General features: G+C 34.1%; 22 protein-coding genes. 3 read left to right on the top strand and 19 right to left on the bottom strand.

From position 1 onward, the window contains the following. Positions 1-26: 26 nt before the first annotated feature. The 7 genes from AAC084_RS03595 to AAC084_RS03565 form a co-directional block, all read right to left on the bottom strand. Positions 27-1,034 carry a zinc-binding alcohol dehydrogenase family protein gene (locus AAC084_RS03595; protein ID WP_339837041.1) on the bottom strand — a complete coding sequence of 336 codons (1,008 nt, stop codon included), beginning with the start codon at positions 1,032-1,034 and terminating at the stop codon, positions 27-29. 27 nt (positions 1,035-1,061) lie between these two features. Further along, the gene (locus AAC084_RS03590; protein ID WP_339837039.1) at positions 1,062-1,736 is read right to left on the bottom strand and encodes an NAD(P)H-dependent oxidoreductase; all 675 of its coding nucleotides are present in this window, start codon (positions 1,734-1,736) and stop codon (positions 1,062-1,064) included. 214 nt (positions 1,737-1,950) lie between these two features. Further along, complete coding sequence (locus tag AAC084_RS03585; RefSeq protein ID WP_339837037.1) at positions 1,951-2,580, bottom strand: alpha-ketoglutarate-dependent dioxygenase AlkB; 630 nt, start codon at positions 2,578-2,580, stop codon at positions 1,951-1,953. Between the two features lie 75 nt (positions 2,581-2,655). Beyond that, complete coding sequence (locus AAC084_RS03580; RefSeq protein WP_339837033.1) at positions 2,656-3,432, bottom strand: glycine betaine ABC transporter substrate-binding protein; 777 nt, start codon at positions 3,430-3,432, stop codon at positions 2,656-2,658. A gap of 8 nt (positions 3,433-3,440) precedes the next feature. Further along, positions 3,441-4,235 (bottom strand): SDR family oxidoreductase, encoded by a 795-nt coding sequence (locus AAC084_RS03575; RefSeq protein ID WP_339837031.1) that lies wholly within the window; start codon positions 4,233-4,235, stop codon positions 3,441-3,443. Positions 4,236-4,292: 57 nt separating this feature from the next. After that, the gene (locus AAC084_RS03570) at positions 4,293-4,592 is read right to left on the bottom strand and encodes a putative quinol monooxygenase (protein WP_339837029.1); all 300 of its coding nucleotides are present in this window, start codon (positions 4,590-4,592) and stop codon (positions 4,293-4,295) included. A gap of 32 nt (positions 4,593-4,624) precedes the next feature. Next, positions 4,625-5,674, bottom strand: a complete 1,050-nt coding sequence (locus AAC084_RS03565) for an L-dopachrome tautomerase-related protein (protein WP_339837025.1) — start codon at positions 5,672-5,674, stop codon at positions 4,625-4,627. Positions 5,675-5,852: 178 nt separating this feature from the next. On the opposite strand from AAC084_RS03565, the gene AAC084_RS03560 reads away from it, so the two are divergent. The 3 genes from AAC084_RS03560 to AAC084_RS03550 all read left to right on the top strand — a co-directional run bounded on the left by AAC084_RS03560 (position 5,853) and on the right by AAC084_RS03550 (position 8,715). Beyond that, a complete protein-coding gene (locus AAC084_RS03560; protein ID WP_339837023.1) occupies positions 5,853-6,737 on the top strand; it encodes an AraC family transcriptional regulator in 885 nt (294 codons plus the stop codon). Between the two features lie 260 nt (positions 6,738-6,997). Then, positions 6,998-7,996 carry an NADP-dependent oxidoreductase gene (locus AAC084_RS03555; RefSeq protein ID WP_339837020.1) on the top strand — a complete coding sequence of 333 codons (999 nt, stop codon included), beginning with the start codon at positions 6,998-7,000 and terminating at the stop codon, positions 7,994-7,996. Between the two features lie 41 nt (positions 7,997-8,037). Next, on the top strand, positions 8,038-8,715 hold the full coding sequence (locus AAC084_RS03550) for a type 1 glutamine amidotransferase domain-containing protein (protein ID WP_339837017.1): 678 nt from the start codon (positions 8,038-8,040) through the stop codon (positions 8,713-8,715). A gap of 83 nt (positions 8,716-8,798) precedes the next feature. Here AAC084_RS03550 and AAC084_RS03545 read toward each other — a convergent pair whose 3' ends face one another. From AAC084_RS03545 to AAC084_RS03490, 12 genes are all read right to left on the bottom strand, one after another. Continuing rightward, positions 8,799-9,341 carry a dihydrofolate reductase family protein gene (locus AAC084_RS03545; RefSeq protein WP_339837014.1) on the bottom strand — a complete coding sequence of 181 codons (543 nt, stop codon included), beginning with the start codon at positions 9,339-9,341 and terminating at the stop codon, positions 8,799-8,801. Positions 9,342-9,363: 22 nt separating this feature from the next. Next, positions 9,364-10,755, bottom strand: a complete 1,392-nt coding sequence (locus AAC084_RS03540) for an FAD-binding oxidoreductase (protein WP_339837011.1) — start codon at positions 10,753-10,755, stop codon at positions 9,364-9,366. A 36-nt stretch (positions 10,756-10,791) separates the two neighbouring features. Beyond that, positions 10,792-11,166, bottom strand: a complete 375-nt coding sequence (locus AAC084_RS03535; RefSeq protein ID WP_339837009.1) for a group 1 truncated hemoglobin — start codon at positions 11,164-11,166, stop codon at positions 10,792-10,794. Between the two features lie 12 nt (positions 11,167-11,178). After that, positions 11,179-11,928, bottom strand: coding sequence for a methanethiol S-methyltransferase (gene mddA / locus AAC084_RS03530; RefSeq protein ID WP_339837007.1), 750 nt, complete (start codon positions 11,926-11,928; stop codon positions 11,179-11,181). Between the two features lie 120 nt (positions 11,929-12,048). After that, positions 12,049-13,119 (bottom strand): nickel-binding protein, encoded by a 1,071-nt coding sequence (locus tag AAC084_RS03525; RefSeq protein WP_339837004.1) that lies wholly within the window; start codon positions 13,117-13,119, stop codon positions 12,049-12,051. 119 nt (positions 13,120-13,238) lie between these two features. Beyond that, positions 13,239-13,913, bottom strand: coding sequence for an SCO family protein (locus tag AAC084_RS03520; RefSeq protein ID WP_339837002.1), 675 nt, complete (start codon positions 13,911-13,913; stop codon positions 13,239-13,241). Then, positions 13,910-14,530: a toxin-antitoxin system YwqK family antitoxin gene (locus AAC084_RS03515; protein ID WP_339837000.1), complete on the bottom strand. Its 621-nt coding sequence runs from the start codon at positions 14,528-14,530 to the stop codon at positions 13,910-13,912. The genes AAC084_RS03520 and AAC084_RS03515 overlap by 4 nt, the downstream gene beginning before the upstream one ends. A 2-nt stretch (positions 14,531-14,532) precedes the next feature. Next, entirely contained in the window at positions 14,533-15,315 is a 783-nt protein-coding gene (locus AAC084_RS03510; protein WP_339836998.1) for a YHYH protein, read from the bottom strand. Between the two features lie 248 nt (positions 15,316-15,563). Continuing rightward, positions 15,564-16,199, bottom strand: coding sequence for a DUF6702 family protein (locus tag AAC084_RS03505; RefSeq protein ID WP_339836995.1), 636 nt, complete (start codon positions 16,197-16,199; stop codon positions 15,564-15,566). 57 nt (positions 16,200-16,256) lie between these two features. After that, positions 16,257-17,270: a YHYH protein gene (locus tag AAC084_RS03500; RefSeq protein WP_339836993.1), complete on the bottom strand. Its 1,014-nt coding sequence runs from the start codon at positions 17,268-17,270 to the stop codon at positions 16,257-16,259. A 71-nt stretch (positions 17,271-17,341) separates the two neighbouring features. Then, a complete protein-coding gene (locus AAC084_RS03495) occupies positions 17,342-18,097 on the bottom strand; it encodes a hypothetical protein (protein WP_339836991.1) in 756 nt (251 codons plus the stop codon). 80 nt (positions 18,098-18,177) lie between these two features. Continuing rightward, entirely contained in the window at positions 18,178-19,644 is a 1,467-nt protein-coding gene (locus AAC084_RS03490; RefSeq protein WP_339836988.1) for a CotH kinase family protein, read from the bottom strand. Positions 19,645-19,647: the final 3 nt, after the last annotated feature.

Here is a 19,647-nt window from a genome sequence, read left to right as displayed (position 1 = left end):
TATTTTAATTATTTGACTCATTGCGTCTAAAATCCTTCTAAAACAATTTTACCTTTGGCTTTTCCTGTCTCTAAGAAAGCATGGGCTTTACGCATATTCTCTGCGTTGATAGTTCCAAAGTTTTCTCCTAAAGTAGTTTTAATAGTTCCGTTGTCTATCAGTTTAGAAACCTCATTTAAGATGTTGTGTTGCTCAATCATATCTTCCGTTTGAAACATAGAACGAGTGAACATCAACTCAATATGAGTAGACACAGCCTTACCTTTAAAAGGCATGACATTAAATGACTTTGGATCATCAATAAAACCGAATTTACCTTGTGGTTTAATTACTTTTACAATCTCGTCTGCATGTTGCTCGGTAGCATTTAAACTCACGATATAATCAGGAGCAGGGAGCTTGTATTTTTCAAATTCCTCACTCAATTTATTTCTGTGGTTAATAACCGAGTCAGCACCCAATTCTTTTAACCAATTTGTAGTTTCTTCACGGGAAGCCGTTCCAATAATGTTCAGTTTTGTAAGCTTCTTAGCTAATTGTACTAAAATTGAACCAACACCACCAGCTGCACCAATTACTAGAATAGATTTACTGGCATCATCAGTTGCAACTTCTAATCTATCAAACAACATTTCCCAAGCCGTAAGAGAAGTTAATGGCAAAGCCGCAGCTTCCGCATAAGATAAGCTAGATGGTTTCTTGCCCACTATACGCTCATCTACCACTTGATACTGCGCATAGCTTCCTTGTCTTGTGAAATCACCCGCATACCAAACTTCGTCACCAACTTTAAACAGCGTAACATCTTCACCAACTTCTTTTACAATCCCGGTAGCATCCCAACCAATAATTTTCCAATCATCGCCTTCAACAGGCATTCCTGCTCTTACTTTATAATCTGCTGGGTTTACAGAAATAGCTTTTATCTCAACTAGAATGTCTCTACCTATTGCTTTTGGCATTGCTAATTCTAAATCTTGTAGTGATTTAACATCCTCTATGGGGAGATTCTCTTTATATCCTATTGCTTTCATTTTATGTTGTTTTTTAGAATGATATGATTACTTCCAAGTAACGATATCATCAAAGTTTCTTCTAGATTTACCAAATTCTGGATCTGCTTTTCTGTAACCGAAAGCAGTCATAAACGATAGACCATATTTATCTGTATCTACACCAAATTTCTCCTTCAATAAAGCTTCTGCATTTTCTTGATGAAAACCTTCAATAGGACAAGAATCAATTCCTGTTAAAGCGCCAGCTGTCATCATGTTTCCTAAAGCGATGTACGTTTGCTTTGATGACCAGTCAAACAATTTTTTGTCCGTGTCCAAGTCAAAATCACGCTCTTGAAATTCTCTGTAAAATTTAGAATACATTTCAATTACTTCAGTAGGTAGTTGCTTTACGTCTTTCATCATATGCATGATATATTCCGAATCATGTTTTACCATTGGCGCTTTCATACTTAAACCTAATACAAAATGGCTAGCAGTATCTAATTTTAGTGGTGCTCCCCAAGCTACAGGTTTTAATAACTCACGTAATTCTTTATCCTGAACTACTATAAAATGCCATGGTTCAAAACCAAATGAACTAGGTGATAAATGTGCTGCTTCTAAGATGAATTTCATGTCATCATCAGATATAGTTTTGGTAGCGTCAAATTCCTTTGTTGCGTGTCTAAAGTTAAAAGCGTTGATAATCTCTTCTTTTGCGATGTTTGGTGTGCTCATTATTATATTTTGAAATGTTGTTTTATTAATTTGATACAAATGTAAAACCAGTACACACCTTTATTACAGTATAAAAAAAGGAGATATATGTATAAATAGAGGTTTTTAAAAGGGTTTTTATAGAAACATGACCAAAAAGGGGTTTGTACCAGAATTTAAAGTGGATATTAAGCTTTTAAAAACTATTTTACCCTTTAATAATACCAACAAAAGATTAATTGAGCCATCTGAAAGTCAAGTTGATTCTAGGTTGAATTTCCTTAGCCGTTTTTGGTATTTTATGCTTCCAGTTATCTTGGGTATCGCCTTCCATAATAAGCAGGCTTCCGTGAGCTAAAGGAATATCTACACGTTTTAAATCTTTTCGGGTAGTATGTTTTAATTGAAAAGGTCTGGTTTCTCCAAAAGTTACCGAAGCAATAACTGTGTTTTTACGTTGGTCTCCTTTATAGTCTTGGTGCCAATCTACACTGTCTTTACCATCTCTATAATAATTAAGCAAACAACGTGTAAATTTTATGTTGACCTCCTGCTCTATTCGCTCTTTGATAAAAAGTAAATCTGCATTCCATAAATGCATTTTACTTTTTGTATTCGTGTATTTTATATCCTTAGTAACATCTCCATACCAAGCGGTTAATCTAGGGTAGTCTACATCTTTACCGTGAATGGTAATTTGCTCTTGCTGCCAAGGCGTATTTTTAATTAAGCTATTATATAACCTATTGCTTTCTTCTAAACTGAAGAAATTCTCGAATAAAGTAACATCAGCTCCTGGTAGATCAAATTCTATTTTACGGACATCTTCTGAAGAAAATAAATCTGTTTGACTAAATAAATCCATTTGTTATTCCTCCTCTTTATGTTGTACTAGTTCGTCGGAAATTCAGCCCTAAACTTACCTAAAAGCAAATGCTAATTAGGATTGATTTTGCAACCAGTTTTTGGTCACTTCGTCAATATCTTTTCCTTCACGAGAAACCTTATAATCTAGTTCTGCAATAATATCATTTGTAAAATGTAAACCATCTAGTTTTTTCAATTGCGCATCGGTAAATAAATCCTTTTTATCTTCACGAAGTAATAAAACCGCTTTGTCTACAATACCTAATAATCCTTTAGGCTCTTTTAACTCTCTAATGTTGTATTTGTAATGTAGAAATTGTGGTTTCCAAAGAGGTACCACCATCCATTGTTTATGGGCAACTGCATTTTCAAAAGCGCTAAAACAATCGTCTTCTGTACCTGTGTGAAATTTATAACCCGCAGCACTTAATCCGTAGGCTTCCATAATTTCAATAGAAAAACGCGTTATACCTGCTCCAGGGTTTATACCCTGAATATCCTTTTTCATTTTAGAAAGTACCTCTGGCTTTAGTAAATCTGAAATCTCAGTAACTTCTTCAGAAATATAATCTGTAACTCCCCAAAGCGCATACGGTTTGTAGTGCAAACCCAATTCTAGCAACGGAACTTCCTTCTCTACATCACTTTTGTAAATACCGTGACTTGATGGCAACCAAGCCGAAGCTAGCATATCTACTTGTCCAGATTTTAATCGCTCAAAATTCTCTTGATGTGGTGCATATTCGCGTTCCACATTAAAACCCATTTCTAATAACGTATTAGCAACCAAAGAAGCTGCAATACGATGAAATGATAAATTGGTAACCCCTATTTTTAGTATTGTTTTCATCTTAATTTTTATAATATTGAACGAATTAATCCACCATCAACTCTAATAGCAGCACCATTTGTAGCCGAAGCTAAATCACTAGAATAATAAACTATAGTATTAGCAATTTCATCAACTGAAGCAAAGCGTTCTATTAACGAAGTCGGACGCATATTTTTGAAGAAATTTTCTTCGACTACATCTTCAGAAACATTATCCGCTTTAGCTAAATCTTGAATAAAACCACTAACTCCTTTAGACTTTGTTGGTCCTGGTAGAATAGAATTTACTGTAACATTGGTGCCTTTTGTTAATTCTGCCAATCCTCTACTTACAGCTAATTGAGCCGTTTTTGTCATTCCATAATGAATCATTTCATCTGGAATAAAAACTGCAGATTCACTAGATATAAAAATGATTCTTCCCCAATTTTTCTTCAACATTTTAGGGAAATAATGTCTTGCCAAACGAATGCCACTAAGCACATTCACTTCAAAAAATCGAAACCAATCTTCATCTGGAATGTCAGCAAAAGCTTTAGGCTCAAAAATACCCGTATTGTTTACCAAAATATCTACCTCTGGAACTTCTTTTAATAGTTTCTCGATATCTTCAACTTTAGAAAAATCTGCGGCAACACCAGAAACATTAGTATTGTTGGTACTTGCTTTTAGTTTTTCTACTGCAGCATCTACCGTTACTTGTTTTCTTCCGTTAATTATTACGATTGCACCTTCATTTAAGAACCGTTCTGCAGTGGCATATCCAATACCTGCAGTAGAACCGCTTATAAAAACGATTTTATCATTAATTTTTAAATCCATTTATTATTAATTTTAAAACAAGAAACGCACCTTAATAAAAAGATGCGTTTCTAAAAATTAGTTTACTGTTTCAGTCATTTCATTTAAAATAAACTCATCAACCATACCATCGGTTACCTTTAAATAATGTGCTAAATGTTCGTTAGCCATATGTTTTTGCCATAGCTCGCGATTTACCCATTTTTCAAAAAAGATAAAGAAGTTAGGGTTTTCATTATCTTGTTGAAGATCGTAACTAATATTACCTTCTTCAGCTCTTGTTACATCTAACAAGCTTAATAATTCAGCCTTTACAAATTCTCTATGCTCTTCTTTTACTAAAATTCTTGCTACTACTGTTAAATATGATTTTTTCATAATTCAATATTTTAAATATTTGTTCTATTAATCTATTTTACCAATTCAGTCTTGATTACTAAATATGGACCAATACTTTCTTCTTTACCATTGTTTAGGGCTGCAGTTTTATTTAACTGGTCCACTGTTCCGTAAAGGAAACCGTCATTTGCTACATATAAACCATCAGGCCAGGTTTGTCCTTCAGGAATTTTAGCAAATGTTTTGTACTCATTTTTTGTAGATAATCCTATTTCGCCATCCACAACATTAGTTACATAAACGTTTCCGTTTGCATCAACTTCCATTCCGTCAGAAAATGATTTTACTCCGAATTTCTCAATAGTGCTCAATAATTTCTCATCCGATTCAAAGCTACTTGCAGGTGCTCTGTACATTGTTTTACTGTGTAATGCTCCGTAATAAACCCAATCATTCTGTGGGTCAATTGCTATTGGGTTTAATGCGAATCCGCCTTCCATTTCTGGCATCATTGATACGTGACTTTGTGCCATTCTTTTTGCTTCTCCATTTTCGGTATTAATAACGATAAAAGCAGGCTCAGGAGCACTTTTTAAATCGCCTTGGGTCATATCTGCAATAATGACACGATTGTGTTTTTCGTCAATTACAAAATCTTGTAAAAAGCTAGCAGGTTTTACAACAGCATCAGGAATAGCAATGGTTTTTACTAATTTTTCATTTTTAGTATCCCAAATCACAAATTGCTTGATTCCCATATCTAACATCCAAAGATTGTCTTTACTGTCTGCTCTAATTCCTATAACAGCTTTGAAAATAGAATTTTCACCCGTTGCATATTTGGCATTTGGGTAAGCTACATTTTCGCCATCTTTATTCAGTTCAAAAACTTTAGTTGTTGGTGATACTAAAGGATTTATAGTAACAAATAATCTTCCGTTACTTGTAAGTGCTAAATTACCAGGTCTAATATCTTGACTTGAAAATACGGTTTCTACTGTTTTAATTTCCTTTGAAACCATTTCTGTTGCATCTTCTTTATGAGCTTGTTTTTTCTCATTTGCAGATTTACACATCACTAATACAGATGCCAATACCGATACTAATAGTACTCTTTTCATTTCTTTATTTTTTAAGTTTAGATTCAAGTATATATTTAATACAAGGCAAAATTACCCTAGCTAGCGTGCTTTAATGATGTACGTAAAATGGTAATTAGTGTATAAATAAAGGTTTATTCTTTCTATTTCATGAGAGGTTGAAGTAAATAAGTTAGTTTTGCACTGTAATTAGATGAATATGGAAGTTTTAGAAGCCTATAGACCTTTTGAAATACAAGAAGTTGAGTTAACAGATTGGAAACAGCGCCCAGTTAAGAACAACTTTTTTGAACTGGTTTTAATTAAAGATGGTAAAGGCACACAGTGTATAAACTATAATGATTATACTTTTAACAAAGGCAGTATATTTTTATTGCCACCTTTAAAATGTCATTCTTTTGCATTGGAGGAACCAACTAAATTTGTTTTTTTAAAATTCACTGATTCTTTCTTTAAAAGTGTAAATAAACTACATATTGATAGAAATGAATGGTTTAGGGAAGCTTCATTTATACTATCGAATTACAATCAATTACCAGGTGATATTATTAAGTCCGATGTAGACAGGTCGTATTTAAATAGTTTGGTAGATATGATTTTATTGGAAACTAGAAATTATGGTGAAGATTCTATTAATCTAATTACCAGTTTAATGACCAGTATTTTAGAAATTCTAATTCGTAATATAAAAAGGACTAGTTATTTTGATTTTGACACTAAAAACTCTGAAGAAAGAATTATCAAAATGCTTATGTTTATCAATGAAAATATTGATAAATCAGAGCTTTTGAAAGTTGAAAATTTAGCAGTTGTTTTTATGATGTCACCTACCTATGTGAGCGAATATTTTAAAAAACAGGTGCAAATGCCCTTGAGAGAATATATAATAAAAGCCAAGTTAAAGCTTGTTGAAATTAGGTTGTTGAATTCTGATTTTACGCTAACACAAATTGCGGATGACTTGGACTTTACAGACATAAGCCATCTATCAAAAACATTTAAACGGTATACTGGTACATCTATTCGTGACTTTAAGAACAAGGGTGAATATATGTTGTTAAAACGAAGTGCTTGTACTTCCTAATTACAGTTTTTGTATAATTTAATATACAAAAGTCCATTTTTTAAACTTAACAAATCCCCTAGTTGTATATATAAAGAATTTCTATGAGAATTTATAAACCTTTGTTAAAAAATGAATGTTCATTCTTTTTTGTAATACCTTTGATTAGCAATATAGAATTATATCCAAAGGCTTAAGTTTAACTACGTAGTATAAAGGTAAAGTCCTTAACTATTAAAAATTTAAGTTGATGAATTATTAATAAGGTAAATATATTAGTTATGATTAAGTCAATAAATTTAAAACAACGTCCAATTGGTACCCCTACCCTAGCAGATTTCGAATTTAAAGAACAGGAAAATAACCTTATATTATCTGACGGTGAAATTCTCTTACAATCCACATATATCTCAGTAGACCCCTATTTACGTGGTCGAATGAGCGAAGCTAAATCTTATATACCCCCTTTCGAAGTAGGTCAGCCGATTAGCTCTGGCGCGGTTGCGGAGGTTTTAGAATCTAAGAATGACAACTTTAAAAAAGGTGATTTTGTAGCTGGAATGTTGCCATGGAAAACGCAACAAGTTTCTAACGGTGAAGGTTTTCAGAAAGTAGATAAAGAAAAAGCTCCATTAAGTGCCTATTTAGGTATTATTGGTATGACCGGATTGACGGCCTTTTTAGGGCTGCATGAAATTGGAAAACCTAAAAAAGGAGAAACGTTGGTCGTGTCTGGTGCAGCAGGTGCCGTTGGTAGTGTAGTTGGTCAGATAGGTAAAATACTTGGCCTCAATGTTATTGGTATTGCTGGTTCTGATGAGAAAGTAAATATGTTGACTTCAGAACTTGGTTTTGACCACGGTATTAATTACAAAACCACAAAAGATATGAAGTCTGCTATTCAAAAAGCAGCTCCCAATGGTGTAGATATCTATTTTGATAATGTTGGCGGTCCAATTTCTGATGCTGTATTGTTCAGTATAAACAGATTTGCACGTATGATTATTTGTGGTGCAATATCGGTTTACAATAACACCGAATTACCAACAGGCCTAAGTGTGCAGCCATTCTTAGTGAAGAATAGTGCCTTAATGCAAGGGTTTATTGTTTCAAATTATGCGGATAAATTCCCAGAAGCCATGAAACATTTAGCTACTTGGTTGGCGGAAGGAAAACTAACATATAAAGAAACAATTGTTGAAGGTTTTGAAAATACTCCCCAAGCGTTTTTAGATATGATGGCAGGAAAAAATAAAGGAAAAATGATAGTTAAGGCTTAACAAAGCCATTAGTTATAAATCAAAAGTTTAAAAAAAAGAAAATGAAAATATTATTCGTATTGACCTCTCATGATACTTTGGGAGACACAGGAAAGAAAACAGGATTTTGGATTGAAGAATTCGCTGCTCCGTATTATGCTTTATTAGACAAAGGTGCTGCTATTACAGTGGCTACTCCAAAAGGAGGTCAAGCACCTATTGATCCTAGTAGTGATACCGAAGATGCCCAAACGAAAGACACAAAACGTTTTAAAGACGATAAGGTAGCTCAAGGTATTATAGCGAACACCAAAGTTTTGGCCGATATTAATGCTTCAGATTTTGATGCCGTATTCTACCCAGGTGGACACGGACCTTTATGGGATTTAGCAAATGATGCTACATCTATTAAATTGATTGAAACTTTTAATGCTCAAGAGAAACCTGTAGCTTTTGTATGTCACGCTCCAGCAGCTCTAAAAGGAGTTAAAGGAAAAGATGGAAGTCCGTTAGTGAAAGGCAAAAAAGTTACCGGATTCACTAATACTGAAGAAGCAGCTGTTCAATTAACGAACGTAGTTCCTTTCTTAGTAGAAGATATGCTAAAAGAAAATGGTGGAATCTATTCTAAGAAAGAAGACTGGGCTGCTTATGCAATTCAAGATGGAAATTTGATTACCGGACAGAATCCTGCATCATCAGAACTAGTTGCTGAAAAACTTTTAGCTTCTTTAAAATAAGACATTAAGTTTTAAATAGTAAAAAGCCTGTAAATATATGTTTACAGGCTTTTTTGGTTTGAAATGGTTGTTAAACCTTTAAACTATTTATATAAAATATTATAGGTGTTAAAAACTAACCCTCCGTCATATGAATGGGTATCCGTAAGATTCAGTTTATAACCTTGTTTTGAATCGCCGAATAAACGAATACCATCTCCTAGTAGCAAAGGATTCAATTTGACCTTAAGTACATCAATGAGCTTATGCTCTAGAAGCCAACCCGCAAAAATACCACCACCGCATAAATAGATGTCAGTATTAGAACTCTTTTTTAACTTATTGATTGTTTCAGTTTCGTATTCAGTTACTAAATGTACTTTTTCGTGCATATTATCAAAACTCATGGACTTAGAGCATATATAATGTTCCATATGAGGATATGCGGGTTGCCCTGGTTTTAATCCGTAAGCATAGCCAAACTCATAGGTATTTCGTCCCATGATTACGGTTTCAAATTCTTTTAAATCGACCAAATATTGTGTTACACCATTTCCTTCTCCGACAAATCCGCTTATATCAGCATCGAGTCCGCATATAAATCCATCAATTGAAATCGCTACATAATACACAACTTTCTTCATCATACCCTTTTTAGATATCCTTAAGTTACGATTTTGGAATAATATTCTGATTCACTCTAAAAAAGTTGTTAGGATCATATTGGTGTTTGATAGTTGCTAATCGTTTATAATTCTGCTTGTAGCTCGCTTGAACCCGTTCTTGACCTTCATCCATCATAAAATTAGAATAAGCGCCACCGGCAGAATAAGGATGTAAGGCTTCATAATACCCTTTACACCACTCTGTAATTTTACTAGCATTCTTTGGGTCGGGATCAACACCAATGTACACGCCACAATATTCTGCGTCACGGTATGCCCAAGGCGTATCAGAAGCCCCAACTCTACTTGCTGCACCTGTAATTGGGTATAAGTGCATTTGAGATAAAGGGGTCGGTATCGCTGAACCGAACTTTAAATGTTGTGCACGTATATCTGCATTTAGTGAATTGAAGAAATCGGCACGCCAGTACCATTGCATTCCCGTAGGTAATAAGCCATCGAACATAGTCTGAATTGCCGGATAAGGCATTTCTCCTACATGAGCAAAAATTGGATTTTTAGCTAAAATTGGGGCAAAAGCCTCGTCTGCCTTTTCCATATCACCAACATAACACCAAACAATACCACAGAATTTTTTATTATGTAAATGGGCTGGAAATGGAGATTCTGGAATAACCATTGTAGCAATAAATCCGTTGATATCGTCTGAAGCTGTACGTATAAATCCATCAAACCATTCCATAATTTCTTCAACCTGTTCTATAGGCCATAAGGTTGGTCCGCCAAACACTGTTTTAAGTTTATGTGCCTGAAAAGTAAACTCGGTAACGACACCAAAATTACCACCACCACCACGAATCGCCCAGAACAAATCTGAATGTTCATTTTTATTGGCAGTAACTATTGAGCCATCCGCTAAAACCATTTCAGCTTCCAATAGATTATCAATAGTAAGTCCATATTTACGAGCAAGGTATCCAACCCCACCACCAAGTGTTAGTCCGCCAACACCAGTCGAAGAAACCATCCCAGAAGGTATGGCTAGATTGTGTTCATGGGTAGCGTTATCCACTTCGTTCCATATACAACCACCACCAACTTTTACAGTATTATTTACAGTATTCACAGAAATAGACTTTAGTCCACATAGGTCAATGACTAATCCGCCGTCACATAATCCTAATCCGCCACCATTATGACCTCCTCCTCTAATTGCAACGAGTAAATTATTATTTCTACCAAAATCAACTGCAATTTTAACATCATTTACATTCGTACACATAGCAATAGCACCAGGATGTTTATCAATCATGGCGTTATATATTTTTCGTGCTTCATCATACGAAGTGTCGTTAGTTGTTATTAGTTTACCTTTTAATTGCTTTCGTAGGCTTTCTATATGTTTTTCTGTGATTGGTTGTTCAAGGTTTTTCATGGTTTTGTTTCGTTTTATGTACTTGTTGTATTGTTTTTATTTTGATATCATCATTCCTTTTAAGGACCACAATATGGCAAGGACATCTTTTTTGGATTCCTCGTCAATACCGTTTTGATCTAAGGCTTTGAAAATATCATCCATTACATGCATATATTCTCCAGGACTTATATTCATTCCTGTATGGGCAGTGACCATATCCTTGCCTGTATAGGTTACTGGTCCGCCACTACCAGCACTAAAAAAGTCGATGGTATGACTTTTAATTATAGCCAGACGTTGTGGTTGATTTTTTAAAGGCAAGAATCTAGCGTTAACAGCTGGGTTATCCATATGATTGGTAACCGTGTTATCAACTATAGTGGAGATTCCTACTCTTCCTCCTAGACGTTCAAATAGCGATTTGTTCATAATTTATAGGTTTTAAAATGATTTTTGTTTTGATAATTTGGTAAATGGAATAAGCATCGGCACCTTTTTTTGATAGGAAACATAGGTTTCACCTAATGCTTTCTTTAGGTCTCTTTCTTCTAAGAACTTTATTGCTACCAAAATATAAACAGTAGTCACTGCAGAAAATAGTAAGTGCCCTTTAGTCATGGTTGGGGTTGCCCAAAATGCGATTAAAAAACCCAACATTATTGGATGCCGAACCAATCCGTAGAAATAGTTGATTTGGAAAGATGGAGATTTCGAAACTCTATTTTTAAGATTGTCTACAATTTGTGTAAGACCAAAGAGTTCGAAATGACTTATCATAAAAGTGGATAATAATACAATTAACCATCCTATAAAATAAAGAACTTGTATACCCATCGCGATGGTACTATTTTCAACCGTCCAAACCGTATCAGTCATAGGTTGCCATTTCCAAAAAATAAGTAACAATGCTAGGCTAGTCAGTAGAATATACGTGCTTCTTTCAGCAGGTTTACCAATTATTTTAACCCACCAATTTTTAAAAGCTGGTCTAGCCATAACGCTATGTTGAATTGCAAATAAGCTCAATAAGCTGATATTGGTCAAAAGAGCTGTCATCATATCAATTTCAGTACCTGTGTCTATACCTTTAAGCACCCAAAAATTATTGACGAAGCCAATAGAATAGAGAAAAGAAACCAGAAAAATAATGTAGGCTAAAATTCCGTAAATGAGTATTAAAATATTTTTCATGACTTGAAGTGTTTTGGTTGTCTATACCAAAGCTAATCATGCTTTTTCATAATAAATTCTACATTTCAACCAAACACTATAACAATTCGTTCAAGGTGTAATTCCTTTTATTTCTATTTGTTAAGCATTTTTTATAAAGGAGGATGGTGAAACTCCGTACTTTTTATGAAAACACTTTGTAAAATAGGCAGCACTATTGAAGCCTGTTTCAAAAGCAATTTCAGAGATAGTTTTATTCTTTCTACGCAAAAATTCTAATGCCTTTTCTAATCTATGTTCTTGAATTAAATTATTTGTGGATGTATGTAATATGCTTTTCGTTTTTCGATACAGTTGAGAAGTGCTCAAACCTAAATGTGAACAAAACTTCTCGACACCTAAATCAGTATTTTGCCATTCACTATCCAAGTAATTCATTACACTATTTAAAAACTGTTCTTCTTGAAATGGAAGTGTTTTTATTTCATTAGTTGATAATCGTGAATTCTGATTTTCACTTTCAAATAAATCCTTTACTTCAGACGTAATGACTATTTGGTTTTTAGAGATATTTGATAATCGCATGGCAGTTTTCATGGTTTCTTCGAAAAAACCATGTTCCTTAGTTACAGGAACACCTGCACTTACACCAATACATAATTGTTTAGTTTTTGTTTTAGAATCGGAAAATACTTTTTTGATAGCCAATGAAGCATTAATGGCCTTTGTAGTAGAGGTAAATGAAATTAATAGGTAGTTACTGTTATTTTTAATCAAACGACCTTCATTTTTTTCTGTAATCGTTTTAATCAAAGTGAACAGTTTGTTGTCAGGAACAGTCGTAAGTTCGTTTTCAAAAAGTTGAAGTACCACTAGAATTCTAAAAGCAGGATCATTAACAATATTCAATTCTGTTTTTTGAGATTTTGCAGGATCCTCTATTCGACCTAAAAATGATTCAACAATACTGGCATCTACTTCAATAATTGTATTTGGCACCTCACCATGTGCTTGGGCGTGCATTTCTGTAATAGCTTCTTTATTAGGTGCCTCTACCAAGCAAAAAGCTGTTTTTCTAATATCGTCATACCAATAGGTAAGACCCTTGCAGCAATATTGGTGTTGAATTCGAAGATCTTCCTTATGTATAGTGGCAACAATTTCAGCAGTAACCTCTTCTGCCACATCGTGGCGATCCATATATATGGGCATGTCATTTGTTTTAAAATGTTGATGCTCTTATAAACCGGGGAAGTATGTTTGTAAGCCTTATAAAAGTAGGGAATTATTATTAAGGACTCGATTATGCTTTTATCTTAAAATCAGTATGATTAGATTTCCTTTAACAAAGCCTCGGTATCAGTAATCAATTGTGCTATTGAAGCCCGGTTGAGTCCGTTATAGATACCACGTATGTGCTTGTTTTTATCTATGAGCAAGAAGTTTTCTGTGTGCAGAAAGTCATTGATATCCTTTGGAATACCTAAATCATTTTCTACAAAATATTCGTTTCTACCTAAGTTGTAAATTTCAGTTTTATCACCTGTAACCAAGTGCCATTTAGAATCTAAAACTCCATTCTTTTCAGCATATGTTTTAAGGACAGAAACTGAATCTATTGAAGGGGTAACGGAATGTGAAAGAATAGCTACTTCAGGATTATCTAAAAAAGCTTCTTGCACCTTCGTCATATTATTGGTCATCTTCAAACAAATACCTGGGCAACTCGTAAAAAAGAAGTCCGTAATGTAAATTTGATTCTCAAATGATTTTTGAGTCAATGTATCGCCTAACTGATCCACCAATTCAAAATCAGGAATTTTGTGAAATTGTTTTTCTTCTTCAGTATTTGGAGTTATCCAATGTGGTGTAAATGACTCATCGTTATAAAACGGCAAGTGCTCTACCCTACTGGTTTCAGTTACCTGAATATTTTCTTTTTTTACCGTTTGTTTACAAGCAGCGAAAAGTAATATAGCAACTATAGAAAGTACTGTCTTGTTCATAATAATTCGTTTTCTGATCTAATTACAACTTCATCTTCTAATTGATAACATGAATTTGCTCTACGTAACCCAAAAATACGTCCGTTTTTAGCTTCATAGTTTACATACAAAGTTCCATTTTGCAACCATGCCTTTTGTAAACCTTCTTCCCTACCTTTTAATAATTGTCTTTCTTTTGCCAATTGCCCGCCTGGATACCATTTCTTTTCTATTCCGTTCATGTTACCATTAACGTAATTAGCATCTTGTGCCAATTGCCCATTTTCCCACCAACTTTTATAAGAACCTTCTAGACGGTTATTTTTATAATGATATTCTACTCGTAAAACTCCTGCTTCTGACCATTTTTGGGCTTCACCTTCTCTTTTACCTTTTATAAAACCCACCTTTTCTGCCAATGTACCATTTTCATGTAAGGCTATTGAATAACCATCATAAGGTGAGTTTTTATAATACCAAGTTCCTTCCAATTGATTTAATGTCAATTCTTCTTTAAATTTAGTTTCTTGCTTAACTTCTATAGGTTTGTCAACCAAAGCTTTGGGCTCAACTGTGTTTTTACAACCAACTTGAAAAATCAGTATAAAACAAATGATATGGAAGTGAACTATTCTCATTTTTAATATCCTTGGTAAGGACCAGCAAATGCTAGATATGAACCTGTTGTTGAATAAATTTCATTAATAATGTGATAGTGATATTCTTCTGCTCCATCGGTATATTGAGTAGCAGTTGTATGTCCACCAGAAGAATCAAGATCTGAAGGATAATCACCAGTTGAATTACATTTACGGCCATAAAGAAAAACACCGTCTAATAAAACACCAATTAAATTTTCATCATCATCAGAAAATGCTTTTGGCTCTAAATGATAGTGATATACCCCTGGACCAATATGTGCACCTGTCCAATCTAAACTACCAGCAGCGGCATCTAATGCGCCACCACCTTCTTGATCGTTAAAAATAGAAGAGCCACTTACAGCGATACCAATAGTATTAAAATCTGTAGCAACAGAACTACCTGATAAATCCGGGGTTGCATCTACACGTATGGTGGTTGCATTATTGTTGCTAGACATTATACTTGGAGTAATATCAACATCTGGCTCTTCTCTGTATAGAGAATTGCCTTCTCCCCAATATACTGTTTCGTGATTTGGCAAGCCTGTTGTTTCAATTACAACTTCAGAACCATCTAAATAGACAGTTACTGCATCTGAATTAAAGGCGGCATAGGCAGCATGTAATTCTGTTACAACCTCTTCAGAATCATCATTGTTGGCAATTTCTTCTGTAATATCATCATCAACACTATCGCTACTACATGCAACTAAGGTCATGAATGATAATGCCAAAACAAATGACACTTGGGGAATTCTTTTTAGACTATTTTTTTTCATAATATGATATTAAAGCATTTATATTAATTGTTATTTGAGTACAATATAGGGATAAATACAACGTCAAAAATCAATCTTCAGTAAAATGGGGATAGTTTTAAGTGAATCACTTTAACTATCTGGTAAAGCTTATTGAGTTCGTTGTGCTCAGGTTGTTTTTAGTGAATCTGACATATAAAAAAAACATTTTTTAGTGTCACTTTTATTGCTGGAATACTATTATTTAGAGTTGATTTTAACTTCTATTTTTAATTATGATTATTGCGAGCAAAATTCTTTTTTAAGCGATAGACATTTCGAATTATGAATCCAATCCCCATAATGCCTATCAAAGCAAAAACTATTTGATATGACATTAAACCAGCTTCATTTTTTCCTACTTCAATAAATCCATTACCATTAACCTCTAGATTTAAAGTGTGACTATTAGCATCATTCAGTACAAAATGTTCCTTACTAAAGTCTTTTTTGAAAAGCATTAGTGCGCTTTGATTTTTATGGATGTCTTTAAAGGCGCTATTCTTGAAAATGACCGAATTAATTTCTGATGGAATACCGAAGACTTCAAAAACTACCTTAGTTTCATGACCTAGAATTACTACGCCATCACTTAGCGATACACTCTCATTACCATTGAAACTGATATGTAAGTTCTTTTTTAAATGCGCTAACACCATTTGTTTAAACTCTTCTGGAGTTTGATAGGGCGTTTCGGAATAATGCGTTCGAATTTCATGTTGAAACGCGGTTAATGAACAACTAATCTGCAAAATCCAACTATTGTTTTCTTTTTCTACAAGCATCGTAGTCGATACATCAGCTTGATGTGCATGTATTTGAATGACAAAGAAAACGAATGCGATAACGATAATTTTTTTGAACATAATATCTAGTCTTTAGTGAAGCTTAAATCCTGATTTTATTAAATTAGAATAGCCTATTTAATTAGCGTAAGCACCATTTAAACAATTAATAAAGCTATTGGTACCAGGAGCTGCTACATGATAGTGGTATCCCCTAGAATCATCTTCGTGACCTCTGCAATCATCTAAATCTGTTGGTTCGTTACCATCGGCATCTAGCTGTGCATAAAGACCAAATCCGTCCATCGCATAACCAATCATTGCAGCATGATCATCGGTCTGTGTTATTTGAGTCGAAACCCCCGTTGCTGCGTGATAATGGTACCCGGCATTCAAATTAATATGTCCGCCAGCGTCATCAAATGGAGCTAACGTATAGGCACCTAAAATAGCATCTGTGGGTGCAGGAGCATCAAATACGACACCATTGAAAGCAAGACCACGTTGAGAAGGTCCGTTTCCACCAACTCCCGGAGGTCCGAAACCACCAAAATCTGTAGAAGTCGATTGTTTAATTGGTGTAATAGGTATTTGATATGTTTGGGTTAAATCTGTTACATATGACGGTAAGCATTCTACACAGTAATTCTCATATTCTACTCCAACATTAGGGTTGGCAGCGTTTGCACAATCATCTTCAGTTTCTGTCGTATAGATATCACCGTTGGCATCATACATTTTCCATGTACTATCATTGTAAAAGCTAGCCATATTTTCAATGAATGCACCATCAACATCGTATACCTCTCCGTTTTCAAGCCATATACCACCTTTGTCAGCACCATCAGTAATGTTATCAGGACACCAAGGTCCCATTTCATGGTCTGCAGGATTGCTGGTCGCTACAATTTGATAACAATCGGTAGAAGTGCCATCAGAAAGTGTACAGGGCACAGTAGTAACTGTAACTGAACCATTGCTAGTAAGGAATAAGGATGCATCAACATTAATTACGTTTAGGTCATCCATTGAACTATCAATCACAACATCAGATTCTGATGAAATATCATCACTGCTACAACCGCCACAGCTTGCAGCTATGAGTCCAAAAAATGAGAATACTAAAAAGGTATATTTTATTCGATTAATCATAGTGTCATTTTTATTATTTATTTAAAAATTTTAATTTTTTTATACTTGTGTTTTTTTCAAGAAGTAATCTGTTATGGTGTATATAATTCTTGATTTAATTTCGTAACAATTTTTTTCGTTTTTTGCCTTAAGTTTTTTGCAATGGACAATTGGCCTTTTGTATTCAACAACCTATCGATTACGCCATTTTGGTATTCTCTGCTGACCAGTAATTCAGCATAATTAGATTGCTCACCAAATGTTTTAATCCTATTGTAGTTGTAACTATTTTGTGGAAGAATCTCCATCAATGAAATATGTTTTTCTATAATTGGCTTAAGACGATATGTAATAATACTTTCAATTTTTGCTTGTTGATTGTTAAAACTATCTAGTTCATTAGGGTAGGCAGCTATAAGTTGTTTAAGTGAATCACTTTCAATAAATTCAAACTTGTTAGTTACATTTATTGAGTTAATTGCCTCGTTACGAAAAATTGTTTTTTCATAATTTAAATTGACAATTAATGTTTTTGCCTCTTGGGTTAACTCTTCTGGTTTCATACCTATATAATTGAGCGTATTCTGAAGTTTCTGAATACTAGTAGTGTAATCGACGATTGCACTATCTAAAACAATTAAATTAGTATCGAGTTCTTGACTTAAACTTTTATAAATCTTTAATTCTACAATCCTATTTTTTTTAATTTCATTTAGGTTGTTAATTTTCCAAGCAATCAACAAACCCACTACAATCAATAAAACTTCGCCAAGCGCATAAATGAAGTAACTTTTGAATTTATCTAAGCGCAATAAATTTCTTCTAACTTTTCTAAATAAAACCATCATAAGAATGTTTAATGCCCAGGAATTTAAAATAAAGCTCCATGATTTCTCACGAAGCTTTGAGCTAACTTCAACAACAATTATTATCTATTTAAGTAACTATTTACTGCCGCAGTTCTACTTGTGGCATGTGCATTTAGTTCATTTACTGCATTTTGAAAATCTGCACTAGAATTTAAAAATGTATATCCTTCAATTTCAGAAGTTGCATAAGGTTCTACTAGTGCAGAATAACTAGCATACAATGCTTGTACCGTTGCTTCGTTAAAAGGACCTTCAATAACTTCTTGAACATACGCATCGTACTTAGCTTGATAAACATCATCACTATATAAGTATGATATTAATGGCCATTGAGATGCTGTTACGTTTGAGAAATCTAACTCTGCAGAACCTTGTTGTTTACCATATTGTAAAGCTTCGTTATTGTCCCAAGGTATCCAGGTTAATTTGCTGTTATCAGGGTTGTTATATAGAAAGTAGTTATGGGACATTCTACCATAAGTATCCCAATTTTGAATAATAGTATTGGTTGCCAAGTATTTCAAGAATACATCTGTATCAAGTGTAGCATCTAAATTTGTTCTCCATGCTACAGCGTCTGTTGTTCTTGATGCGTCATGTAAAATATTTAAAAGACTTTCTACATCAGAAAAATCGGCATCATCTTCATTCGTCTTTTTAACATATTCGTCTTCATCATAAGTACTCGAAGCAAAAGTTGCGGCATCACCATCTGGCTTATACAAATTTCCATCATCGTCAGAAAATTGTTCATCGATTACGGTATCATCAACTTCTTCAACAAGTGTGTACAATCCGAAATAAATAGGACCATCTCCATGGTCAACATAAACCGTATAAAAAGCAGTGTTTGAAACTGCTAAACCAGCATTTCGAAATACATCTGCAGCTACTTTTTCACGTAGCATTGATTTATCGTCAAAGTTATTTTTAAGACTTAACTTCTTAAATCCATAAAAACGTTGATTGTCTATTTGGGGATAATCATCTTCATACTCATCAAAATCTAGTTTAAAGGAAAGTTTTAAATTCCCTGCTTGCCAAGTAGATTGTAAGCTAGAGTTTCCCTTAAATCGAACACCTACTCTATACCATTCTATGCCTTCATAGAATACTTCTGCTGGAACAAATATTGGATCTTCATCAGTTGATGTGGTGCTAACTGGTCCGCCTCCACCACCTTGGCTAGATCCGCCAAAAGAACCATAAAGAGATGTCATGCTATCTAACATACTATCCCAACGATCTTCGGTTATAACGATATCAAGGCGTTTTACCGCATTATCTTCAAATACCTCTTCAAAATCTGGGTCGGCATCTTTACTGTGTGTTGCCGTGGTCCAATCTGTAGCTTCAAAATCGGTATCGTCAACAGTTGTACTAACTTCTTCCTCTTCTACAATTTCTTCATCATCGTCAGTACTTGTTATCGTGTCATCATCGCTACAAGCAATAAAAACAGAAATAAATAAGAAAAATAAAATTTTTTCAATCGGAAAAACAGACTTGATATCTTTATAACTCATGTG

This window comes from uncultured Maribacter sp. (assembly GCF_963977385.1).
GTDB lineage: Bacteria > Bacteroidota > Bacteroidia > Flavobacteriales > Flavobacteriaceae > Maribacter.
Note: the sequence above shows the minus strand (reverse complement) of the source record. Positions and strands in the feature narration are given on the sequence as shown.